This window comes from Luteimonas sp. A482 (assembly GCF_054072655.1).
Window position 1 is genome coordinate 116,839 of the sequence record NZ_JBSVRO010000006.1, and the last position, 20,644, is coordinate 137,482.

Annotated in this window: 22 protein-coding genes; 13 read left to right on the plus strand and 9 right to left on the minus strand. The window is 70.5% G+C overall.

The features are described from left to right. Positions 1 to 7 precede the first annotated feature (7 nt). The 10 genes from pxpB to ACW5DW_RS15230 all read left to right on the plus strand — a co-directional run bounded on the left by pxpB (position 8) and on the right by ACW5DW_RS15230 (position 7,278). Positions 8 to 736: a 5-oxoprolinase subunit PxpB gene (gene pxpB / locus ACW5DW_RS15185; RefSeq protein ID WP_457020037.1), complete on the plus strand. Its 729-nt coding sequence runs from the start codon at positions 8 to 10 to the stop codon at positions 734 to 736. Next, positions 729 to 1,703: a 5-oxoprolinase subunit C family protein gene (locus tag ACW5DW_RS15190; RefSeq protein WP_457020038.1), complete on the plus strand. Its 975-nt coding sequence runs from the start codon at positions 729 to 731 to the stop codon at positions 1,701 to 1,703. Before pxpB ends, ACW5DW_RS15190 begins: the two co-directional genes overlap by 8 nt. Continuing rightward, positions 1,700 to 2,470 (plus strand): 5-oxoprolinase subunit PxpA, encoded by a 771-nt coding sequence (locus ACW5DW_RS15195; RefSeq protein WP_457020039.1) that lies wholly within the window; start codon positions 1,700 to 1,702, stop codon positions 2,468 to 2,470. Before ACW5DW_RS15190 ends, ACW5DW_RS15195 begins: the two co-directional genes overlap by 4 nt. Then, on the plus strand, positions 2,467 to 3,189 hold the full coding sequence (locus ACW5DW_RS15200; RefSeq protein WP_457020040.1) for a DUF969 domain-containing protein: 723 nt from the start codon (positions 2,467 to 2,469) through the stop codon (positions 3,187 to 3,189). The genes ACW5DW_RS15195 and ACW5DW_RS15200 overlap by 4 nt, the downstream gene beginning before the upstream one ends. Beyond that, complete coding sequence (locus tag ACW5DW_RS15205; protein ID WP_457020041.1) at positions 3,186 to 4,136, plus strand: DUF979 domain-containing protein; 951 nt, start codon at positions 3,186 to 3,188, stop codon at positions 4,134 to 4,136. The genes ACW5DW_RS15200 and ACW5DW_RS15205 overlap by 4 nt, the downstream gene beginning before the upstream one ends. Further along, a complete protein-coding gene (pcp, locus tag ACW5DW_RS15210) occupies positions 4,136 to 4,801 on the plus strand; it encodes a pyroglutamyl-peptidase I (RefSeq protein ID WP_457020042.1) in 666 nt (221 codons plus the stop codon). Before ACW5DW_RS15205 ends, pcp begins: the two co-directional genes overlap by 1 nt. A gap of 170 nt (positions 4,802 to 4,971) precedes the next feature. Beyond that, positions 4,972 to 5,481 (plus strand): copper resistance protein NlpE N-terminal domain-containing protein, encoded by a 510-nt coding sequence (locus tag ACW5DW_RS15215; RefSeq protein ID WP_457020043.1) that lies wholly within the window; start codon positions 4,972 to 4,974, stop codon positions 5,479 to 5,481. Positions 5,482 to 5,493: 12 nt separating this feature from the next. Next, positions 5,494 to 5,997, plus strand: a complete 504-nt coding sequence (gene greB / locus ACW5DW_RS15220) for a transcription elongation factor GreB (RefSeq protein WP_457020044.1) — start codon at positions 5,494 to 5,496, stop codon at positions 5,995 to 5,997. A 167-nt stretch (positions 5,998 to 6,164) separates the two neighbouring features. After that, positions 6,165 to 6,839, plus strand: a complete 675-nt coding sequence (locus ACW5DW_RS15225; protein WP_457020046.1) for a dienelactone hydrolase family protein — start codon at positions 6,165 to 6,167, stop codon at positions 6,837 to 6,839. Positions 6,840 to 6,849: 10 nt separating this feature from the next. Beyond that, positions 6,850 to 7,278: an HIT domain-containing protein gene (locus ACW5DW_RS15230; protein WP_457020047.1), complete on the plus strand. Its 429-nt coding sequence runs from the start codon at positions 6,850 to 6,852 to the stop codon at positions 7,276 to 7,278. An 84-nt stretch (positions 7,279 to 7,362) separates the two neighbouring features. Here ACW5DW_RS15230 and ACW5DW_RS15235 read toward each other — a convergent pair whose 3' ends face one another. The 3 genes from ACW5DW_RS15235 to apbC form a co-directional block, all read right to left on the minus strand. Next, positions 7,363 to 7,863, minus strand: a complete 501-nt coding sequence (locus ACW5DW_RS15235) for an RDD family protein (protein WP_457020049.1) — start codon at positions 7,861 to 7,863, stop codon at positions 7,363 to 7,365. A 59-nt stretch (positions 7,864 to 7,922) separates the two neighbouring features. Continuing rightward, entirely contained in the window at positions 7,923 to 8,495 is a 573-nt protein-coding gene (gene dcd, locus ACW5DW_RS15240; protein WP_457020050.1) for a dCTP deaminase, read from the minus strand. Between the two features lie 138 nt (positions 8,496 to 8,633). Beyond that, positions 8,634 to 9,482 (minus strand): iron-sulfur cluster carrier protein ApbC, encoded by an 849-nt coding sequence (gene apbC / locus ACW5DW_RS15245; protein ID WP_457020051.1) that lies wholly within the window; start codon positions 9,480 to 9,482, stop codon positions 8,634 to 8,636. Between the two features lie 253 nt (positions 9,483 to 9,735). Between apbC and ACW5DW_RS15250 the strand changes: the two genes are divergently transcribed. The 3 genes from ACW5DW_RS15250 to rnfB all read left to right on the plus strand — a co-directional run bounded on the left by ACW5DW_RS15250 (position 9,736) and on the right by rnfB (position 12,982). Then, positions 9,736 to 10,173: a DUF2147 domain-containing protein gene (locus ACW5DW_RS15250; protein ID WP_457020052.1), complete on the plus strand. Its 438-nt coding sequence runs from the start codon at positions 9,736 to 9,738 to the stop codon at positions 10,171 to 10,173. A gap of 125 nt (positions 10,174 to 10,298) precedes the next feature. Further along, a complete protein-coding gene (gene metG / locus ACW5DW_RS15255) occupies positions 10,299 to 12,407 on the plus strand; it encodes a methionine--tRNA ligase (RefSeq protein ID WP_457020053.1) in 2,109 nt (702 codons plus the stop codon). 146 nt (positions 12,408 to 12,553) lie between these two features. After that, positions 12,554 to 12,982, plus strand: coding sequence for an Rnf electron transport complex subunit RnfB (rnfB, locus tag ACW5DW_RS15260; RefSeq protein ID WP_457020054.1), 429 nt, complete (start codon positions 12,554 to 12,556; stop codon positions 12,980 to 12,982). A 229-nt stretch (positions 12,983 to 13,211) separates the two neighbouring features. On the opposite strand, the gene ACW5DW_RS15265 is transcribed toward rnfB, so the two are convergent. The 6 genes from ACW5DW_RS15265 to ACW5DW_RS15290 form a co-directional block, all read right to left on the minus strand. Continuing rightward, entirely contained in the window at positions 13,212 to 14,177 is a 966-nt protein-coding gene (locus tag ACW5DW_RS15265; RefSeq protein WP_457020055.1) for a TraB/GumN family protein, read from the minus strand. Positions 14,178 to 14,228: 51 nt separating this feature from the next. Beyond that, the gene (locus ACW5DW_RS15270; protein WP_457020105.1) at positions 14,229 to 15,158 is read right to left on the minus strand and encodes a DUF1684 domain-containing protein; all 930 of its coding nucleotides are present in this window, start codon (positions 15,156 to 15,158) and stop codon (positions 14,229 to 14,231) included. Between the two features lie 16 nt (positions 15,159 to 15,174). After that, positions 15,175 to 17,007, minus strand: coding sequence for a DNA mismatch repair endonuclease MutL (gene mutL / locus ACW5DW_RS15275; RefSeq protein ID WP_457020056.1), 1,833 nt, complete (start codon positions 17,005 to 17,007; stop codon positions 15,175 to 15,177). Positions 17,008 to 17,058: 51 nt separating this feature from the next. After that, on the minus strand, positions 17,059 to 18,579 hold the full coding sequence (locus ACW5DW_RS15280) for an N-acetylmuramoyl-L-alanine amidase (protein WP_457020057.1): 1,521 nt from the start codon (positions 18,577 to 18,579) through the stop codon (positions 17,059 to 17,061). A gap of 75 nt (positions 18,580 to 18,654) precedes the next feature. After that, positions 18,655 to 19,143 (minus strand): tRNA (adenosine(37)-N6)-threonylcarbamoyltransferase complex ATPase subunit type 1 TsaE, encoded by a 489-nt coding sequence (tsaE, locus tag ACW5DW_RS15285; protein ID WP_457020058.1) that lies wholly within the window; start codon positions 19,141 to 19,143, stop codon positions 18,655 to 18,657. Then, positions 19,140 to 20,636, minus strand: coding sequence for an NAD(P)H-hydrate dehydratase (locus ACW5DW_RS15290; RefSeq protein ID WP_457020059.1), 1,497 nt, complete (start codon positions 20,634 to 20,636; stop codon positions 19,140 to 19,142). The genes tsaE and ACW5DW_RS15290 overlap by 4 nt, the downstream gene beginning before the upstream one ends. Positions 20,637 to 20,644: the final 8 nt, after the last annotated feature.

The window sequence follows — 20,644 nt, forward strand, 5'->3', positions numbered from 1 at the left end:
AGCCGGATTGAATACGCCGCCCTGGACACTGGAGGCGCTGGGCGAGGACGCGGTCCTGCTGCGCCTGGGCGCGTGCGTCGAGCTGCAGCTCAACCGGCAGGTGCATGCGTTGGCCGCGCGCATCTCCGCCGCGCGCCCGCCGTGGCTGCTCGACATCGTGCCGGCCTATGCCGCACTCGCGCTCTACATCGATCCAGGACATCTGCTGGCCCGCGACCGCTTCGCCCGCGACCTGGCCGAAGACTGGCTGGCGGGGCTGCCGGCCGGGGACGCGCACGCTGCGGGGTGCACGGCGACCGGCACGATTGAAATCCCGGTCTGCTACGAGCGTGCCTGCGCACCGGACCTGGATGCCGTGGCGGCCCGGGCCGGGCTGGACCGGGACGAGGTCATCGCGCGCCATTGCGCACCGGAATACAGCGTCGGGATGATCGGATTCGCGCCGGGCTTTCCGTACCTGCTGGGGCTGGACCCGGCGCTGGCCACGCCGCGCCACGCCACGCCGCGCACCCGGGTGGCGGCCGGCAGCGTCGGCATCGGCGGCAGCCAGACCGGAATCTATCCGTCCGGCAGCCCCGGCGGCTGGCAGATCATCGGCCGCACGCCCACCGCGCTGTTCGATCCGCATCGCGCGGCGCCCAGCCTGCTGCAGCCCGGCCAGCGCCTGCGCTTCGTGTCGATCGCCCTGGCCGAGTACGCGCGCCTGGCAGCGACCGTGGACGACGCACGTGGCTAGGCCGGCATCGATCGGGATCATCGCGCCGGGCCTGCTGACCACGGTCCAGGGCGCGCCGCGCCACGGCCTGCGGCATCTCGGCGTGGCCAGCGGCGGTCCGGCCGATCCCTGGGCGCACGCACTGGCCAACCTGCTGGCGGGCAATCCGGTTGGGCACGCCGGCCTGGAGATCACACTGGTCGGGCCGACGCTGCGCTTCGGCCAGGCGGCGCGCGTGGCGATCTGCGGCGCCGCCATCGAGGCGCGCGCGAACGGCATGCCGGTGCCGGGCAATCGACCGGTCGACCTGCCGAGAGGGACCACCCTCGCCTTCGGACCCTGCCTGGATGGCGCGCGCAGCTATCTGGCCGTGGCCGGTGGACTCGATGTCGAGCCGGTCCTGGGCAGCAGCAGTACCGACCTGCGCGGCGGATTTGGCGGCCTGGACGGGCGCGCCCTGCAGGCGGGCGACCAACTCGCGATCGGCGGCCGCTCCGCGTCGCCTTCGCGCCAGCTGCAGGTCGCGCGCTGGTGGATCGACGCCAATCCCCTGCCCTATGCTCATCCGTCTGGGCGGCCCCGCACGATCCGGCTCCTGCCCGGGGCCGATGCGGTGGACGGCGTGTGCGGCCCGGTCTGGCAGGCGGATGCGCGCAGCAACCGCCAGGGTCTGCGCCTGCAGGGTGCGGCCCTGCAGGTGGCAGATCGTGATGAGCGCATTTCCGAACCTGTCGCCCCCGGCACCGTCCAGCTGCCGCCCGACGGCCAGCCCATCGTGCTGCTGGCCGATGCGCAGACCCATGGCGGCTATCCGCGCATCGGCCACGTCATCCGCGCCGACATCCCGCTGCTGGCGCAGATGCGTCCCGGCGCACGGCTGCACTTCCTGCCCTGCACGCCGGCGCAGGCCAGCGCGGCCAATGCCGAGCAGCGCCAGCGCCTGCACCGCATCGCCCTGGCCATCGAGGCGAGGACCCGCGCGACATGACGGCACGCATCGACTTCAACTGCGATCTAGGCGAAGGCTGCGGCGACGATGCCGCGATCGTGCCCTGCATCAGCTCGGCCAGCATCGCCACCGGCGGCCATGCCGGCGACGCGCGCAGCATGCGCGAGGCGATCGCGCTGTGCCTACGCCATGGCGTGGCGATCGGCGCGCATCCTTCGTTCGTGGACCGGGCGCACTTCGGCCGGCGCGAGCTGTCGCTGCCGCCGGCGGAAGTGCATGCCCTGGTCCGCGACCAGGTCGAGCTGCTGGCAGCGCTGTGTACCCAAGCCGGCACCGTACTTGCCCACGTCAAGCCGCACGGCGCGCTGTACAACCTCGCAGCGCGCGATGCAGGCATCGCCGACGCCATCGCCCGCGCGGTCCACGACTCCGATCCGCGCCTGTGGCTGTACGCCCTGGCCGGCTCCGAGCTGGCCCACGCCGGCGCACGCCTGGGCCTGCCGGTGGCGCAGGAAGCCTTCGCCGAACGCGCCTACACCGCCGACGGCCGCCTGGTGCCGCGCGATCAGCCCGGCGCCGTGGTCCCGGACGTGGAGGCTGCGCTCGCCCAGGTGCGCAGCATGCTGCGTTCGGGCACGGTGACCTCGATCGACGGGCACGTTGTGCCGATCCGCGCCGACACGCTGTGCCTGCACGGTGATCGCGCGGACGCGGACGCCGCCGCGTTCGCCTCAGCCTTGCGCGGCGCGCTGCGCGCCGAGGGCTTCGCCATCCTCTCCCCCGCCACGCGGATGCCGCACGCATGAGCTACTGGCCCCTGGTCGGCATCGCGCTGGTCGTGATCGGCTTCGCCCTGCGCCTCAACCCCGCACTGATCGTGGTCGCGGCGGGGCTGGTCACCGGCCTGGTTGCAGGGAAAACGCCGGTGCAGGTGCTGGAGCTGCTGGGCGAGTCGTTCACCAAGCAGCGCTACCTGACGGTATTCCTGCTGACCCTGCCGGTGATCGGCCTGCTCGAGCGGCACGGGCTGAAGGAACACGCCCAGGCCTGGATCACGCGCCTGCGCGGCGCGACCGCGGGGCGCCTGCTGATCGCCTATCTCGGCGCGCGGCAGCTTGCGTCCGCGCTCGGCCTGACCAGCCTGGGCGGGCATCCGCAGACGGTGCGCCCGCTGCTGGCGCCGATGGCCGAAGCGGCCGCCGAGGCGCGCCACGGGTCGCTGCCGGAGGACAGCCGCGAGCGCCTGAAGGCGCTGTGCGCGGCCACCGACAACGTCGGCCTGTTCTTCGGCGAGGACATCTTCATCGCCTTCGGCGCGGTGCTGCTGATGCAGGGCTTCTACGCCGAGCACGGCATCGTGCTCGAACCCCTGCATATCGCGCTGTGGGGCATTCCGACGGCGATCTGCGCCTTCGTCATCCATGGCGCGCGGCTGGCGCGGCTCGACCGGCGCCTGCAGCGTGAGGCCGCCGCCCTCGCCGCGCGTACGGTCACGCCGGTCGATGTCGAAGGCAAGACGCCATGATCAGCCTGCAGTGGATCTACTGGCTGGTTGGCGGCACCCTGCTGTGGACCTCGCTGCGCGCTGCGCGCGACCGCGCCAATCCGCGCCGCTTCGCCAACGCGCTGTTCTGGGGCCTGGTCGCGCTGGCCATGCTGGCGGCCGAGCGGATGCCGCCGGCCGTGGTCGGCGGCATCGTGGTCGTGCTCGCCTGCCTGGCGGCATTTGGCCTGGGACGGGGACGCTGCGACGAAGGCACGCCAGCCGGGCGCGAAGCGTCGGCGCGCCGCCTGGGCAACCGGCTGTTCATTCCAGCGCTGCTGATCCCGGTGGTCGCGGTGCTGGTGGCCGTGCCGTTTGCCGACATCGAGCTGGGCGGCACGCGCGTGTTCGGCGCGCAGCTGACCACCCTGGTCGGGCTGGGGGTGGCCTGCGTGCTGGCGGTGATCGCCGCGCTGCTGCTCACGCGCAGCACGCCGGTCGCGGCGATCGAGCAGTCGCGCCGGCTGCTGGATGCGATCGGCTGGGCCGCGCTGCTGCCGCTGCTGCTGGCCACGCTCGGCAGCGTGTTCGCGGCCACCGGCGTGGGCGAGGCGGTGGCCGGAGTGATCCGAATGCTGATCCCGGTGGAGAACCGCTTCGTCGTGGTGGTGGCCTATGCGCTGGGCATGGCCGCCTTCACCATGGTGATGGGCAACGCCTTTGCCGCCTTCCCGGTGATCACCGCCGGCGTCGGCCTGCCGCTGCTGGTGCAGATGCACGGCGCCGATGCCGCATCGCTTGCGGCGATCGGCATGCTGTCGGGCTACTGCGGCACCCTGCTCACGCCGATGGCGGCCAACTTCAACCTGGTGCCCGCGGCCCTGCTGGAACTGCGCGATCCCAACGCGGTGATCCGCCAGCAGGTGGCGACCGCGCTGCCGCTGCTGGCCTGCAATATCGTGCTGATGTACTTCATCGTGTTCCGCTGATGACCGACGACGCCACTTCGATGCCCACCGTGCTGCTGACCGGATTCGGTCCCTTTGGCGGCCACGGCGACAACCCCAGCCAGGCCGTGGTGCGGGCGCTGGACGGCGAGGTCGTGGCCGGCCACCGCATCGTCGGCCACGCGCTGCCGGTGGTGTTCGGCGAGTCGCTGCGCGCGCTGCGTCGCGCAATCCGCCAGGCGCGTCCCGCGCTGGTGGTCTGCGTGGGCCAGGCCGGCGGCCGCGCGAACATCTCGCTCGAGCGTGTCGCCATCAACGTAGACGACGCGCGCATTCCCGACAACGCCGGCGCGCAGCCAATCGACACGCCAGTGGTCGCGGGCGGGCCGGCGGCGTATTTCACGACGCTGCCGGTCAAGGCCATGCTGGTGGCGATGACGCGCGCGGGGATCCCCGTCGAGGTCTCGCAGACCGCCGGCACCTTCGTCTGCAACCACGTGTTCTATGGGCTGATGCACACCCTGCGCAGGCGCAAGGCGGTGCGCGGCGGCTTCATCCACATCCCGTATTCCGATGCACAGGCTGCGTGCCATCCCGGCCAGCCCGGGCTGCCGCTGGAGACGATGGTCGCGGGCGTGCGGATCGCGGTGGAAGCGGCGCTGTCGCATGCGGTCGACATGGCGGTCACTGCCGGCGCGGAGCATTAGCCGATCCCTGCGGTGACGCCATCGCCGCATTACCAGCCCGCGGCTGCAAGGGTCGGCTCGCAGGAATGACGACCGCGCGTCGATCGTCCAGACTTCCCTGGCGCGTCCAGCGAAAGCATGTTCACGCCGCCGCCCTATCCTTCACCTTCCCCGTCCGCAGGAATCCTGCCATGCGATCGTCCCGAGCCCTTGCGCCGCTGTCCATCCTGATCGTCGTGGCGCTTGCTGCCTGCGCGCCGGAGCCGGATGCGGCGCCTGCACCGGCCACATCGAAGGTGGAAGAGCCCGCCCTCCCGGCCGATCCGCTGCTCGCCGGTACCGACGCCAGTGCCGTCATCCGTCACGACGCCACCGATCCGGCCGGTTTCGACCGCAAGGCGTTCGCAGGAACGTTCGCGGGGATCCTGCCCTGCGCGGATTGCCCCGGCATCGAAACCTCGGTCGAGATCCGCGCCGACGGCACGTACTCCCAGGCCGAGGTCCAACAAGGCGCCGAAGCCGCACGCGCGACCGGCACCTGGACGGTGAACGCCGACGGTAGCCAACTCCTGCTCGACCCCGAGACCAAGCAAGCCGACGACCGCCGCTTCGCCATCGTGTCGCGCGACGAGATCCGCCTGCTGGATGCGGACGGCGCGCCGCTCGCGGGCGACGGCTACACCAGCCTGCGCCGGAACTGAGAGGTCGCCTGCTTGGGTCGCTGGCGTCCTCCCGCCGAGAAGAGCACCGCGCTGGTCACCGCGGAGGGCCACGCGCGCCTGAAGGCCGAACTCGACACGCTGTGGCGAGTGCGCCGTCCGGAAGTGGTGGCCGCGCTTGCCGCCGCGGCGGCCGAGGGCGACCGCTCCGAGAATGCGGAGTACAGCTACCGCAAGAAGCAGCTGGGCGAGATCGACCGCCGCGTGCGCTACCTCAGCAAGCGCCTGGAGGCGCTGCGCGTGATCGACGGGCCGCCATCCGACCCGCAGGCCGTGTTCTTCGGCGCGCAGGTGGAGGTGGAACACGCGAGCACCGGTGAAACCGCCCGCTACCGCATCGTCGGCCCGGATGAGACCGACGCGAAGCTCGGCTGGATCAGCATCGATTCCCCGCTCGCCCGCGCGATGCTGAAGAAGCGCATCGACGACGAATTCGAGGCGCAGCTGCCGGGCGGCGCGGCAAGGTACTTCATCGTCGACGTGCGTTACGGGGACTGACCTGCCTCGCTCAGGAAATCCAGCAGTTCCTCGCACTTCGCCCTCGGTCTCGCCGGGGAAGCCGACGATGAAGGTGGCTGGGAATGCACGCGCGCGGCGCCTGGGCGTCACGGGGCGCGAATCATGGCCTCGGCTAGAATCGGTGGACCTGCGCACGGAGGCCTCGCATGGGCCGAGACATCGTCATCCAGACCGGAGCCGGCCCCATCGACGCCTGGCGGGCCGATCCGCCGGACCGCGCAGCCGCCCTGGGCGGGATCGTGGTGCTGCAGGAGATCTTCGGGGTCAACGAGCACATCCGCAGCGTCGCCGAAGGCTATGCCGCGGCCGGCTACGTGTCCCTGGCGCCGGCCCTGTTCGATCCGGTGGCGCGCAACGTCGAGCTTGGCTACGACGAGGCCGGCTTCGCCAGGGGACTCGAGCTGGTGGGCGAGCTGGGCATGGACCGGGCGGTCGACACCACGCGCTCGGCGGCCGAGACGCTGCGCCGCGAGGGCCTGAAGGTCGCCGTGGTGGGCTTCTGCTGGGGTGGCAGCGCCGCCCTGCTCGGCAATACGCGGTTGGGCCTGCCGGCCGTGGCCTACTACGGAGCGCGCTCGCAGCCCCACCTGGGCGAAGCGCTGCGCGCGCCGATGCTGTTCCACTTCGGCGAAGACGACGAAAGCACGCCGCCCGACTACATCCAGGCACACCGCGACGCGTGGCCCGAGGCGGAGGTGCAGGTCTATCCCGGCGCCGGCCACGCCTTCAACCGCGACGTGGATCCCCGCCACTTCCACGCAGCGAGCGCCGCGCTGGCGCGCAGGCGTACGCTGGCGTTCTTCGAATCGGCGCTGCGCTGAAGGAGTCCTTATGGCCAGGCATCACGACCACGCACCTTACGAACTGCACCCGCAGCTCGCCGCCGATACCCATCCGCTGGCCACCCTGGAACTGTGCGACCTGCGCCTGATGGATGACGCCAACTACCCCTGGCTGGTGCTGGTCCCGCGCGTCGCAGGCGCGCGCGAACTGGTCGAACTGGACGACGCGCAGCGCCATCGCCTCACCGACGAGATCGACCTCGCGTCCCGGCTCCTGCGCGATGGCTTCCGCCCGTTCAAGCTCAACGTGGCGGCGCTGGGCAACCTGGTGCCGCAGCTGCACGTGCACGTGATCGCACGCTTCGAGGACGACCCGGCCTGGCCGGCGCCGGTCTGGGGCCGCGTCGCCGCCCGGCCGTACACGCCCGAAACGCTGGTCGCGCGGATCCGCCTGCTCGAGGACGGGCTGCGGGCCTGACCGGACGCGCCCCCGCAAAGCCCACAAAGCAGGAGGCCCGCATCGCTGCGGGCCTCGTTGCATAAGCGCGTTGACTGGCGGGCTTCAGCCGCCCTTGACCACCTGGGTGCCCGCGATCAGGTCGTGGCCGCAGCGACGGTCACCGCGGAAGATCAGCAGCACGTTCACCAGGGCCAGCACCATCCCGACCACCGGCACGTTGGTGACCAACTGCACCGGCAGGTAGCGCAGGCCGATCAGCCGGCCGATCGGCGGCTTGTCGCCGTCCATGTCGACGATGCGGATACCCAGCATGCGCTTGCCCCAGGTCTGGCCATTGGCGTTGAGCGGAACCCATTGCACGGCCACGAATACGGCAAATCCGACCGCCGCCCACAGCAGCGCGGTCCCGAACGGGATCTCCCCACCGCCCGACATCGCCACCTGCCAGTAGCCGCCCACGAACATCAGCGGAACCAGGATCACCAGCAGGATGAGCGTGTCGATGATGGCCGCGCCCAGCCGCTCACCACGACCGGCGAGGTTGGTGTCGCCCAGGTCTGCGACCACCGCCTCGGGGCTGCCATACGGGTTTTGCTCGTTCATCGTGCTGCGTCCTTGCGGTTGTGGATTCGATGTCGGGAATGGCTGTGCGCGGCCTGCACTCAGGTCCGCGGCAGGGTCACGCCGGTCTGGCCCTGGTATTTTCCGCCCCGGTCGCGATAGGACGTCTCGCAGACGTCATCGGCGTCGGACTGGAAGAACAGCATCTGCGCCACGCCCTCGTTGGCGTAGATGCGCGCGGGCAGCGGCGTGGTGTTGCTGAATTCAAGCGTGACGTGGCCTTCCCATTCGGGCTCGAGCGGAGTCACGTTGACGATGATCCCGCAGCGCGCATAGGTGCTCTTGCCCAGGCACACCACCAGCGTGTCGCGCGGGATGCGGAAGTACTCGATCGTGCGTGCCAGTGCAAACGAATTGGGCGGGATGATGCACTCGTCGGCTTCGATGTCGACGAAGCTCTTGGGGTCGAAATTCTTGGGATCGACGATCGTGGAGTTGATGTTGGTGAAGATCTTGAACTCGCGCGAGCAACGCACGTCGTAGCCGTAGCTGGAGGTGCCGTAGCTGACGATGCGGCCGCCGTTCGCTTCCTTCACCTGGCCGGGCTCGTAGGGCTCGATCATGCCGTGCTGCTCCGACATCCGCCGGATCCAGCGGTCGCTCTTGATGCTCATGCGCGGTTCTCTGCGGCCGATGCGGCCAATCGCCGCATTGTAGGGCGCTTGCCGGGCGGCAGGAACCGTTGCGACCGCGCAGACGCTCCGCGTTCGAGCGGCCTTCGGAATGACAAATCTGACTTTTTCAGCGTTGCCCTAGAGCAGCGAAGCAGAAATGCTGCGCGGCGCGCGCGGACGCTTCTCGAGTTCCTCGACCAGCCGCCGCGCGGTCTCGTGATACGCAGCGGCCGCCGCCGATTGCGGCGCCGACGCCACGATCGGCACGCCCGCATCGCCCTGCTCGCGGATCCCGACCTCCAGCGGCAGCGATCCCAGCAGAGGCACGCCGTACTGCGCAGCCATGCGCTCGCCGCCGCCCTGCCCGAACAGATGCTCCACGTGCCCGCAGTTCGTGCATACGTGCTGGGCCATGTTCTCCACCAGCCCCAGCACCGTCACCTCGACCTTCTCGAACATCCGCAGCGCCTTGCGCGCGTCCAGCGTGGCGACGTCCTGCGGCGTGGTCACCACCACCGCGCCCGCGACCGGGATCTTCTGCGCCAGGGTCAGCTGGATGTCGCCGGTGCCGGGCGGCAGGTCGACGATCAGGTAGTCCAACCCGTCCTCGCCACCCCAGCGCGTCTCGTTGAGCAGCTGCGTCAGCGCCGAGGTCGCCATCGGCCCGCGCCAGATCATCGGTGTGTCCGGATCCACCAGCAGCCCGATCGACATCGCCTCGATCCCGTGTGCGCGCATCGGCAGGATCGACTTGCCGTCCGGACTCTCCGGCTTGCCCGACAGCCCCAACATCATCGGGATGCTCGGGCCGTAGACGTCGGCATCCAGCACGCCCACGCGCGCACCATCGGCGGCTAGCGCGAGGGCGAGATTGACCGCGGTCGTCGATTTTCCCACGCCACCCTTGCCCGAACCGACGGCGAGGATGTTGCGGACCTGCGGCAGCGGCGAAAGCGCGCCCTGCACCGCGCGGGAGTGGATTGCCATGGACGCGTGATCACCTGCGAAAAACCTGCGCCCAGTCTATCGCGCCATCGCAGCGCCACTCCCCCCCGGGACATTCCGTCCTCCCCCTGAGCGCGGTACCCACGCGGGCGTGCAGGCGATGCGGGAAGCTGAACACCGGGCGCGGGCGGTCCGTAGCCATGCCCTTGCACTTGTTGGATACTCCACCGTACGTACCGCGTCGGGTGCTTTTTTCAACCGGACTGCGGGCCAGCACACACACCCGGGAGTGACCATGTACCACTTGCGATCCAGGCTTCTCGTTGCAGCAGGTTTGTTGGCCCTGTGCCTGCCGGCGCTCGCCGCCGACCCAGCCGTTGGCCGCTGGAAGACCATCGACGACGAAACGGGCCAGGCCAAGTCGATCGTCGAGATCACGCAGGGCGCCAACGGCACGCTCAGCGGCCGCATCGTTGAACTGCTCAATCCCGGCAAGCCCAATCCGGCCTGCGACAAGTGCAAGGACGATCGCAAGGGCAAGCCGATCACCGGCATGGAGATCATCCGCGGCATGAAGCGCGACGGCGACGCCTACGCCGGCGGCACCATCCTCAAACCAGACGAGGGCAAGGTGTACAAGTCGAAGATGGAGTTGATCGAGGGCGGCAGCAAGCTCGAGGTATCGGGCTGCGTGGCCTTCATCTGCAAGTCTCAGGTCTGGCAGCGCCAGTAACGGGCTGCAGGTTCGACGCGCCAGGGGCCCGGCCAACGCGCCGGGCCTTTTGCTGTCCGCCGCCGCTGCAGCGGGCGGTCTGCAGCGCCATGCGATAATCCGCCACCGCCGCAGAACGCGAAGACATGCCCCGCTCCGCCATCGTCACCAGTGCCCTGCCCTATGGCAACGGCCACCTGCACATCGGCCACCTGGTCGGCTACATCCAGGCCGACATCTGGGTGCGCGCACGGCGGCAGGCCGGCGGCACGGTGCATTTCGTCTGCGCCAACGACACCCACGGCACGCCGATCATGCTGGCGGCCGAGAAGGCCGGGATCGCGCCGGAGCAGTTCATCCAGGGCACGCAGGCGAGCCAGGAGCGCGACTTCGCGGAGTTCCGCGTCGACTTCGACTGGTACCACTCCACGCATTCGGCCGAAAACCGCGAGCTGACCGAGCGCTTCTATGCCGCGCTCGACGCCGGTGGCCATATCGACCGGCGTTCGATCGAGCAGCTCTACGACCCGGTCAAGCAGATGTTCCTGCCCGACCGCTACGTCAAGGGCACCTGCCCGAACTGCGGCACCGAAGACCAGTACGGCGACAACTGCGAGTCCTGCGGCGCCACCTATGCGCCCACCGAGCTGAAGGACCCGCGCTCGGTGGTGTCGGGCGCAACGCCCGAACTGCGCGCCTCCGAGCACTTCTTCTTCAAGGTCGGTGATTTCACCGACAGGCTGCGCGCGTGGCTGCAAGGCGACGTCGCCATTCCCGGGGTGAGGGCCAAGCTGCGCGAGTGGATCGATGCCGAGGGCGGCCTGCGCGACTGGGACATCTCCCGCGACGCGCCCTACTTCGGCTTCGAGATCCCCGGCCATCCGGGCAAGTACTTCTACGTGTGGCTGGACGCGCCGATCGGCTACTACTCCAGCCTGCTTGCGCTGGCGCGCAGCGGCAGCAAGCCGGGCCTCGACGAGGCCGAGTTCGAACGCCTGCTCCGCCCTGGCGATGCGGCCGAGCTGCACCACTTCATCGGCAAGGACATCGTCAACTTCCACGGCCTGTTCTGGCCGGCGGTGCTGGGCGGCAACGGCCTGCGCCTGCCCGACCGGCTGCACGTCAACGGCTATCTGATGGTCGACGGCGCGAAGATGAGCAAGTCGCGCGGCACCTTCGTGATGGCGCGCACCTATCTCGACAGCGGGCTCGACCCCGAGGCGCTGCGCTACTACTTCGCGGCCAAGTCCTCCGGCGGCGTGGACGACCTGGACCTCAACCTCTCCGACTTCGTCGCACGCGTGAACAGCGACCTGGTCGGCAAGTTCGTCAACATCGCCAGCCGCTGCGCGAAGCTGCTGCAGGGGCAGTTCGACAATGCGCTTGCGACCGGGACGCCGGACGGCGTGAGCGCGGACTGGGACGTCCAGGCTTCGGCGCTGCAGGCGCGTGTGCTCGACGCCGTGCGCCTGGTCCCGGGGCACTACGAGGGCGGCAACTTCGCCGCCGTGGCGCGTGGCGTGATGGAAGCCGCAGACTGGGTGAACGAGTACATCGCCCAGACCGCCCCCTGGGCGCTGGCCAAGGATCCCGCGCGCAGCGGCGACTTGCACCTGGTGCTGAGCACCGCGCTGCAGGCCTTCGCCGACATCGCCGGCGCGCTCAAGCCGATCCTGCCGACCATCACCGCCCGCATCGAGCAGTATCTCGGTGTGACGCTGGCGCCGGGCGTGCGCACGCCGCTTGCCGGCCGCACGCTCAGCCCCTACCAGCCGCTGTTCACCCGCATCGACCCGAAGCAGATCGACGCCATGACCGAAGCCTCGAAGGACACCCTGACCACGATGCAGGATGCCGTACCTGCGAAGGCGCCGGACAAAAAGGCCGCGCCTGCGTCCGCTACCGTGGCCAACGATGGCCCCGGCCACATCGGCATCGAGGATTTCTCAAAGCTCGACCTGCGCATCGGCAAGGTGCTCGAATGCGGCTTCGTCGAGGGTTCGGACAAACTGCTGCGCTTCCTGCTCGATGCCGGCGAACTTGGCCAGCGCCAGATCTTTTCCGGCATCCGCGCCAGCTACGCCGAACCCGGGCAGCTGGTCGGCCGCAGCGTCGTGTTCATCGCCAACCTCGCTCCGCGCAAGATGCGTTTCGGCCTCAGCGAGGGAATGATCCTGTCCGCCGGCTTCGACGGCGGCGCCCTGGCCCTGCTCGATGCCGATGCCGGCGCACAGCCGGGCATGCCGGTGCGTTGAGAACGGGCCTCCGCACATTCATCCGCCAGCGCCCGAACGGTCGCTATGGCGGATCATGAAAGGGGCGGCGCCTACGGCGACAGCAAGGAGGATCGCAACATGCTGATCCTTGCCCATGAGCGCCGGCATGCAGGAACGCGCATCGCATGAGTCTGCCCCGTCCCGACCTGATCGAGCGCCTTGACCGGCTGCTGCCGCAGACCCAGTGCGGGCAATGCGGCTACGCAGGCTGCCGGCCCTATGCCGAGGCGATGGCGCGCGGGGAGGCAGGCATCGATCGCTGCCCGCCGGGCGGCGACAGCGGCTCGCGAATCCTTGCACGCCTGCTCGACGTGCCCGCGCTGCCCTACGACCGCAGCCGCGGCCTGCACAGGCAGCCACAGGTGGCGGTCATCATCGAGGCCGACTGCATCGGCTGCACGAAATGCATCCAGGCCTGCCCGGTCGACGCCATCGTCGGCGCAAGCAAGCTGATGCACACGGTGGTGGTGCCGCTGTGCACCGGCTGCGATCTGTGCGTGCCGGCCTGCCCGGTGGACTGCATCGAGATGCGTCCGCTCCCGGGCGCCTTGTAGGAGCGGCTTCAGCCGCGATGCCGTGGCGGGATGACGAACGGGTGCCGAAGCGCTTGATGCGCCGTTCGCGGCTGAAGCCGCTCCTACAGGGAGCAATGCGAGTGATTTCGCGGCGATACGCCCCGCTGTAGGAGCGGCTTCAGCCGCGATGCGGTGGCGGGATGACGAACGGGCCGAGGCGCTTGATGCGCCATCCGCGGCCGAAGCGGTCAATGCAGGGTCATACGGCCTATTTCGTTACGCAGGCTGAGCAGATGCGTTCGACCTCGTAGCCTTTTGCGCGCAGCTTCTCGACCACGCCGTCCTCGCCGAGCAGATGCAGCGCGCCGACCACGACCAGGACGTCGTCGGTCCCGGGGGCGCGCAGCTTGGCCTCCAGCCTGGGCACCCAGGCTTCGTTGCGCGCGACGTTGATGCGCTGGTACAGGTCCGGGAATTCGCGGCGCATATCGGCGGCCATGCCGGTCCACAGTGCATCCGCGTCGCCGCTACGCCAGGCGGCGTGCAGTTTGTCGATCTCGGCGCGGCCCTCCGCAGCGCCCTCCAGCGAGCTCTGCAGGAACTGCAGCTGCTCGCCGCGCTGCATGTCGTCCAGGAAGGCGATCTGCTCGACGCCGGTTTCCAGGCCCGACGTCGCCTTGCCGGCCTGGCTGGCCTTGCGCGCGAGATGCGCGTCCAGGCCCAGTGCCGGGTCCAGGCCCGCCTTGGTCATCTCCGCGATCGTCACCATCAACCCGGCGAACCACGGCTCGAACATCTGCATGGTCTGCGGCGGCATCTGCATCTTCTGCAGCTCCGCGGCGTTCGCCTTCAGCCAGGCGGCCAGCGCAAGCCGCGTCTTCTCCGGCAGCTCGCTGTCGAGCAGGGTCCCGTCGGTGCGCAGCCCGGCCTGGCCCATCTGCATGCCCAGCGCGGGCGACCCCAGCTCTTCCGGCGGGATTTCGAACACCAGCTTCTCGGCGTCGGCGAACGCGTCGTCGACATCACGCGAGAGCGGATAGTCGCCTGGCTTGAGCAGGTGGAAAGCGCCAAGCAGGTACAACGAGTTGTTGTCGTCCGACACCTTCCAGAGCAGCGGCACGGGCGCGTCGCCGCGAGGCGTATCGGCTAGAGCCGCGCCGGCGAACGCGACGAGCGCAGCAACGGCAAGGGTGGAGCGGATCAGGCGGCGGGGCATGTTCCAGCGGTCGCGCATCGTGTGTCCTTGCAGTGTGGGTCCGGGCGACTTTACGTCTTGCAGACGCGCTCAACCCGCCGGCCGTACGTACTTCTTCTCGCCCGCGGTCACCGCCAGGTCCAGGCGGTTCTCGGGAGGCGGCAGCGGGCAGGTCGCATAGTCGGTGAACACGCAGGGCGGGTTGTAGGCGCGGTTGAAATCGACCGCGACCGTACCGTCCGCCGCCGGCGCATCGGTGTAGAGGTAGCGGCCTGCCGCGTAGCTGTCATGGCCGCTGGTACGGTCGGAGAAGACCAGGAACAGCCCGCCCTCTTCACCCTCCAGTGCCTCCAGCCGATAGCTGCTGCCGCCATGTTCGAACTCGACGGTCCCCGGGTTCGGCTGCACCGCCTGCTGGCTGGTGATGTCCATGATCGGGATCGTCTTGCCGGCAGGGTGCGCGACGAAACGCGCCTGGACGCGCCAGGCCGGATCCGCCGGCCAGTACTCCAGCGGGCCCAGCCCGGTCAGGGTCTCGGCCTCGGCATGCCTGACGCGCAACGCCCTGCGCCCGCCGCGCTGGATCAGCGACAGCTGGCCCTTGCCGTCATCGAAGCCGACCAGGGTCGGCGCCCCGGACAGCTCGGGCTGCAGTTCGAACCGCGCGATTGCAGGCTCGCCGTCCACCGTCAAGCCGGCCTCCGGCTCGGGCGTGAGCCAGACCTTGCCGGCCTGCTGCTGCAGCAGGCCCATCTTCTCCGGCCCCTTGGCCAGGCGGATGCCGTTGGTCGCGCCGCTGCCGACGTAATGCGCGGGCAGCTCGATCCAGTGCAGGCCGACCAGGCTGGGCCAGCCGTCGGGCTCGAGCAGGCGCGCGCGGCGCTCGACGCGCCAGGCGTCGTTGTCCGCCACGAATGCAGGATCCGCAGCCGGGCCTGCGGCATCGTCCGTCATCGCAGTGCCATCGCCGCCTCCACAAGCGGCAAGCAACAACATCAGTGAAGCGGCCGCCGCCCCCATCACGCCCTTCGTCATCTCAACGCCCCCTCAGGAACCATCGGTCGATCTCGGACAGCTTGAAGTGCGCCCAGGTCGGGCGCCCGTGGTTGCACTGCCCGGAGCGCTCGGTGGCCTCCATCTGCCGCAGCAGCGCATTCATCTCGGGAACGGTCAGGCGCCGGTTGGCGCGCACGGCGCCGTGGCAGGCCATGGTCGAGAGCAGTTCGTCGCGGGCACCGCGCACACGCAGGCTTTCGCCGCGTTCGCGCAGGTCGGCAAGCACGTCGCGCAGCAGCGCCTCGGTGTCGCCGTCGGCGAGCAGCGCAGGCACGCTGCGCAACAGCAGTGTCTGCGGGCCGCCGCGCGATACCTCGAACCCCAACTCGGCCAGGGTCGCGGCTTCGAGTTCGGCCACGTCCGCCTCACGCTCGGATACCGCGACGGCCTGCGGCACCAGCAGCGGCTGGGTGCGCAGGCCCGCGCTGTCGTGTGCGGTCTTGAGCCGCTCGTAGCCGATGCGCTCGTGGGCGGCGTGCATGTCGACCACGATCAGTCCGTCGGCCGCCTCGCTGAGGACGTAGATGCCGTGCAGTTGGGCGATCGCATAGCCCAGCGGCGGCACGCCCGCGGCCTGGTCGGCGCGCGGCAGCGCTGGCCAGTCCTGGGCGGACGCCGGCGAGGGCGCATACAGCGCCGCATAGGCCGCGCGCGCCTCGTCGACCTGCAGCGACATCGGCACCTGCGGACCGGACGATGACGCAGCCCAGGATGGGCGCGCGCCCGCAAACCCATCCGGCTGCATCGTGTCGGCGGCACCCGGCAGCGCGTCACGCGCAAACGCAGGGGCCGTGTCCGCGAGCCCGGCGCGCGTGCCGGCCAGCGCGTCGTGCAGCGTGCGGTAGACGAAGTCGTGTACCAGCCGCGAGTCGCGGAAGCGGACCTCGTGCTTGGCCGGATGCACGTTGACATCGACGCGGGTCGGATCGAGCTGCAGGAACAGCACGTACGCCGGCTGCCTGCCGTGGTACATCACGTCGGCGAAGGCCTGCTTCACCGCGTGCGCCACGCTGCGGTCGCGGACCGAGCGGCCGTTGACGTAGAGGTACTGCTGGTCGGCGCTGGCGCGCGAATACGCCGGCTGCGCGATCCAGCCGTGCAGGCGCAGGCCCGCGCCCTCGTGTTCGATGCGCAGGGCCTGCTTCGCGAACTCCTCGCCCAGCGTCTCCACCAGCCGCTCGCCGGTGAACAGCGCACCGCCGGAGCCGTCGAACGCGCGATAGCGCCGCGAAGCCTTGCCGTTGTGCGAGACGCGCAGCTCGACATCGGGCCGCGACAGCGCCAGCGAGCGCAGCCATTCCTCGATGTGCCCCAGCTCGGTGCGCTCGGCGCGCAGGAACTTGCGCCGCGCCGGCACGTTGTAGAACAGGTCGCGGACTTCCACCGTCGTCCCCGCCGGATGCGATTTGGGCGACACCTCGCCAACCCGCCCGCCTTCGACGACGAGTTCCGCGCCATGCGCATCATCCGCCCGCCGGGTCGCGATCCGCAGCCGGCTCACCGACGCGATCGAGGGCAGCGCCTCACCGCGGAAGCCGAGCGTGGCCACCGATTCAAGGTCGTCGAGGCTGGCGATCTTGCTGGTCGCGTGCCGGGCCACCGCCAGCGGCAGTTCCGCGGCAGGCAGGCCTCCGCCGTCGTCGCGAACGCGGATCAGGCGCACGCCGCCTTCCTCGAGTTCCAGGTCGATCCGGGTGGCGCCCGCGTCAAGCGCGTTCTCGACCAGCTCCTTGACCACCGACGCGGGTCGTTCGACCACCTCGCCTGCGGCGATCTGGTTGATCAGGGTGTCGGGCAAGGGCTGGATGGGCACCCGTGCATGATAGCGGCGCGCGCATGCCGCCGCTGGCCGAACGTGCCTGCGTCAGGGGCTGCCGCCGGCGCTTGCGACCTGCCCGGCCGCGGCCCGCGCCGCGTACAGAGTGCCCGGTGGCGGCTGGCTGGAGAAATAGGTGTGCACGCCGTCGAGGATCGCGCGCGCCACCGTGCCCTGGAACTTCGGGTCGATCAGGCGCTTCTCTTCCTCGGGATTGGACAGGAAGGCGGTTTCGACCAGCATCGACGGCATGTCGGAGGTGCGCAGCACCGCGAAATTGGCACGTTCGATGTGCGGCTTGTGGTTGTTGCCGATGCGCTTGAGGCCATCCAGGATGTGGTTGCCCGCATCCTCGGATGCCTTCATCTGCCCGCTCTGGGTCAGGTCGAGCAGCACGCCGGTAAGCACGCTGTCGTTGGACGGCGCGCGCACGCCGCCGATCAGGTCGGCCGCGTTTTCCTTCTCCGCCAGCCAGCGCGCGCGCTGCGACGAGGCGCCGCGCAGCGACAGCACGTACACGGACGATCCCTTGGCGTTGCGGTTTTCGGCCGCGTCGGCGTGGATCGAGATGAACATGTCGGCCTTGCCCTGACGCGCGATGCGGGCGCGGTTGGTCAGCGGGATGAACACGTCGCGGTCGCGCACCAGCTGCGCGCGCAGTCCCGGCGTGGCGTTGACCTGGCGCGCCAGTTCGCGGGCGATGGCCAGGGTGATGTCCTTCTCGCGCTTGCCGCTGGGGCCGATCGCGCCGGGATCCTGCCCGCCGTGGCCGGCGTCGATGGCGATCACCAGCGGACGCCCGGTGCTGGCGATTGCCGGGGGCTGCGCGATCACGCGCGTCGGTTCGCTGGCGGCAATCGCCGGAGTGGCGGCAGTGGTCGCGACAGCGCTGGAAGTGGACGGCACCGCACGCGGCAATGACGGGGCGTCGGTTGACTGCGGCTGCGGCGGCGATGCCGAATCTTGGGGCGGGGCGGTGGCCCGGGCGGCCTGCTGCGCGGTCGCCAGCCCGGCGACGAGGCGCGAGGTCGCTGCGGCCGACGCGGCGACGGGATCGGGTGCGGGCGTCTGTGCCGCGGGTGGGGGTGCGGCGGCTGCGGTGTCCTGGACTTTCGGCGTCGCCGCCGAGGACGCCGCGGCGATGCGGGCGATCGGATCGGCGTGCCCGTCGCCCGGCCACTCGATCACCAGGCGCGCGCCACCGGGCCCGGCCTCGAAGCGTGGCTTGAGCGCCGCGACGGGCTCGGCCAGGTCGAACACGATACGCAGGGTGCCCGGCTCGGGCTGGCCGCGGCGGACGGTCTTCACGACCCCTGCGGGCGTCGGCAGGGCGAGCTTGCCGGCGACGCGGCTGCCCGGCAGGTCGACGACGAGGCGGTCGGGATTGGCGAGCGAGATCAGCCGGTATTCGGCTTCCCCGTCCACCTGCAGTTCGGCACGGGTGCCGGTGGGGCCGGCGTGCAGCTCGATTGCGCGGATTTCGGCCGCGTGGGTGAGGTTCCAGAGCAGGGCCGCCAGCAGCGCTGCCGCCAGCACGATCTGTTGGACGTTGATTCGCCGCGTGCGCATGGGCCGTAGTCAATCACCGTTGATACGGATTTGCAACGCAGTTTTCCTTTCAAATCGGCAACCTGCCGGTCTTTCCTATGGGTTCGGTTCAGGTATCGGGCGCAAATCGCCTTTGTTGGCCAGGCGGCGCACCCAGTCCTGGCCCTCGACACTGCCGGATTCCAGCCGGGCCGCGCGCCCGTTGCCCGCGATGGCCAGGTGGATGTGCAGGTCGGCCTGTGGCAGGGCCCCGGCCCCGCGATCGGGCCATTCGACCAGCCACAGCGCGGCCTGGCTGTCGTCCAGGCCCAGGTACTCCAGCTCGCCGGATGCGCCGATCCGGTACAGGTCCAGATGCAGCGCTTCGCCCCCCTTCGCCAGCGGGTAGCGCTCCACCAGGGTGTAGGTCGGGCTGCGCACGGTGCCGGTGACCCCCAACGTGCGCAGCCAGGCGCGGGCCAGCGTCGACTTGCCGCTGCCCAGATCTCCATGCAGGTAGACGACGGCGGCTGCGGGAGCCGTCTGCGCAAGCGTCGCAGCCAGGGCGCGGGTCGCCGCCTCGTCCGGCAGGTGGAGTGCGGTCAAGGCGTGGGCCCTCCGTTCGACCACAGCCGCATTGCATCGAGCAGGTCACCGGGCAACATGCCGCGCTCACCGCCGCGCGCAGCCGTATCGCCTGCGGCCGCGTGCAGGAGCGTTCCGCAGCAGGCCGCCTCGAACCCATCGAATCCCTGCGCGCGCAGCGCGGCGATGCAGCCGCTGAGCAGGTCGCCCATGCCGCCCACCGCCATGCCGGGATTGCCCGCGGCGATCACGCGCGGCGTGCGACCCGGCGCGGCCACCAGGCTGCCCGCGCCCTTGAGCACGACCACGCATCCGCACATCTCCGCCAGCAGCCGCGCCGCGGCGAAGCGGTTGCCCTGGATTTCCGCGACCGAGACGCCAAGCAGGCGCGCGGCCTCGCCCGGATGCGGGGTGAGCACGGTGTCCGCGTGCAGGGCCCGGGGGCTGCGCGCGAGCAGGTTCAACGCGTCGGCGTCGAGCAGCAGCGGTCGCGATGACGCCAGCACGCGTTCGTACAGGCGCTGGCCCCATTCGTCCTGGCCGAGGCCTGGCCCCAGTGCGACCACGCTGGCGCGTTCGAGCATCGCGTCGAGCTGCGCGGGAGAATCGATTCCGCGCACCATCGCTTCGGGACGTCGCGCCAGAAACGCCGCGACATGCTCCGGTCGCGTCGCAACGCTGACCAGGCCCGCGCCGCAGCGCAGCGCCGCATCGGCCGCCAGCATCACCGCGCCGCCGGTGCCCAGGTCACCGCCCACGCACAGCACGTGGCCGCTGTCGCCCTTGTGCGCATCGCGCCTGCGCGGCGCCAGCCAGTCGCGCAGGTCGGCGGCCTGCAGGCGCAGCGCCGCCACCGGCGCGTCGGCCAGGAATTCCTCCGCATCGAGCGTGGCCAGCGACAGGCTGCCGCTGCAGCGCGGCGCGACGCCGCCATGCAGCCCGGCGTGCGCGGCTAGGAACTGCAGCGTGTGCGTGGCCCGCACCACCACGCCGGGCGCGCTGCCGGTGTCGGCGTCCAGTCCGCTGGGCACGTCCAGCGAAAACACCGGCCTGGCCGAGGCGTTGATCGCATCGATGAGTGCGGCCGTCGCGGCGTCTGGCGCGCGCGACAGGCCGATCCCGAACAGCGCGTCGACGATCAGGTCGGTGTCGCCGAAACCAGCCCCGACGTCGGCCACCTGCCCGCCGGCATCGACGAAGGCTGCGCATGCGCGCTGCGCCAGCGGGGTGCGCGGCGCATGCGTCCCGAGCCGGAGCACGCGCGCATCGCAACCCGAACCCAGCGCGTGCCGGCCCAGTTCGTAGCCGTCGCCACCGTTGTTGCCCGGGCCGCAGACCACGACAATGCGCCGCGCCTGCGGCCAGCGCGCCAGCAGTTCGCGCCAGGCCGCCTGCCCGGCGCGCGCCATCAGCGTGAAGGCATCACCGCTGTGCCCGGCCGCACGTGCTTCCACTGCACGCAGCGCGGCAGTGTCGTAAAGCGGCGTACCGCGGGCGTTGGGGTCGGCGTCCATCGGGCGGA

Coding starts and splice junctions, on each gene's coding strand:
- ACW5DW_RS15290 (WP_457020059.1), bottom strand. CDS start 20,636: ATGGACGCCGACCCCAACGCCCGCGGTACGCCGCTTTACGACACTGCC.
- ACW5DW_RS15215 (WP_457020043.1), top strand. CDS start 4,972: ATGCGATCGTCCCGAGCCCTTGCGCCGCTGTCCATCCTGATCGTCGTG.
- ACW5DW_RS15225 (WP_457020046.1), top strand. CDS start 6,165: ATGGGCCGAGACATCGTCATCCAGACCGGAGCCGGCCCCATCGACGCC.
- ACW5DW_RS15195 (WP_457020039.1), top strand. CDS start 1,700: ATGACGGCACGCATCGACTTCAACTGCGATCTAGGCGAAGGCTGCGGC.
- apbC (WP_457020051.1), bottom strand. CDS start 9,482: ATGGCAATCCACTCCCGCGCGGTGCAGGGCGCGCTTTCGCCGCTGCCG.
- rnfB (WP_457020054.1), top strand. CDS start 12,554: ATGAGTCTGCCCCGTCCCGACCTGATCGAGCGCCTTGACCGGCTGCTG.
- metG (WP_457020053.1), top strand. CDS start 10,299: ATGCCCCGCTCCGCCATCGTCACCAGTGCCCTGCCCTATGGCAACGGC.
- ACW5DW_RS15235 (WP_457020049.1), bottom strand. CDS start 7,863: ATGAACGAGCAAAACCCGTATGGCAGCCCCGAGGCGGTGGTCGCAGAC.
- ACW5DW_RS15265 (WP_457020055.1), bottom strand. CDS start 14,177: ATGCGCGACCGCTGGAACATGCCCCGCCGCCTGATCCGCTCCACCCTT.
- pcp (WP_457020042.1), top strand. CDS start 4,136: ATGACCGACGACGCCACTTCGATGCCCACCGTGCTGCTGACCGGATTC.
- ACW5DW_RS15200 (WP_457020040.1), top strand. CDS start 2,467: ATGAGCTACTGGCCCCTGGTCGGCATCGCGCTGGTCGTGATCGGCTTC.
- ACW5DW_RS15230 (WP_457020047.1), top strand. CDS start 6,850: ATGGCCAGGCATCACGACCACGCACCTTACGAACTGCACCCGCAGCTC.
- dcd (WP_457020050.1), bottom strand. CDS start 8,495: ATGAGCATCAAGAGCGACCGCTGGATCCGGCGGATGTCGGAGCAGCAC.
- ACW5DW_RS15205 (WP_457020041.1), top strand. CDS start 3,186: ATGATCAGCCTGCAGTGGATCTACTGGCTGGTTGGCGGCACCCTGCTG.
- ACW5DW_RS15280 (WP_457020057.1), bottom strand. CDS start 18,579: ATGCGCACGCGGCGAATCAACGTCCAACAGATCGTGCTGGCGGCAGCG.
- ACW5DW_RS15270 (WP_457020105.1), bottom strand. CDS start 15,158: ATGGGGGCGGCGGCCGCTTCACTGATGTTGTTGCTTGCCGCTTGTGGA.
- ACW5DW_RS15250 (WP_457020052.1), top strand. CDS start 9,736: ATGTACCACTTGCGATCCAGGCTTCTCGTTGCAGCAGGTTTGTTGGCC.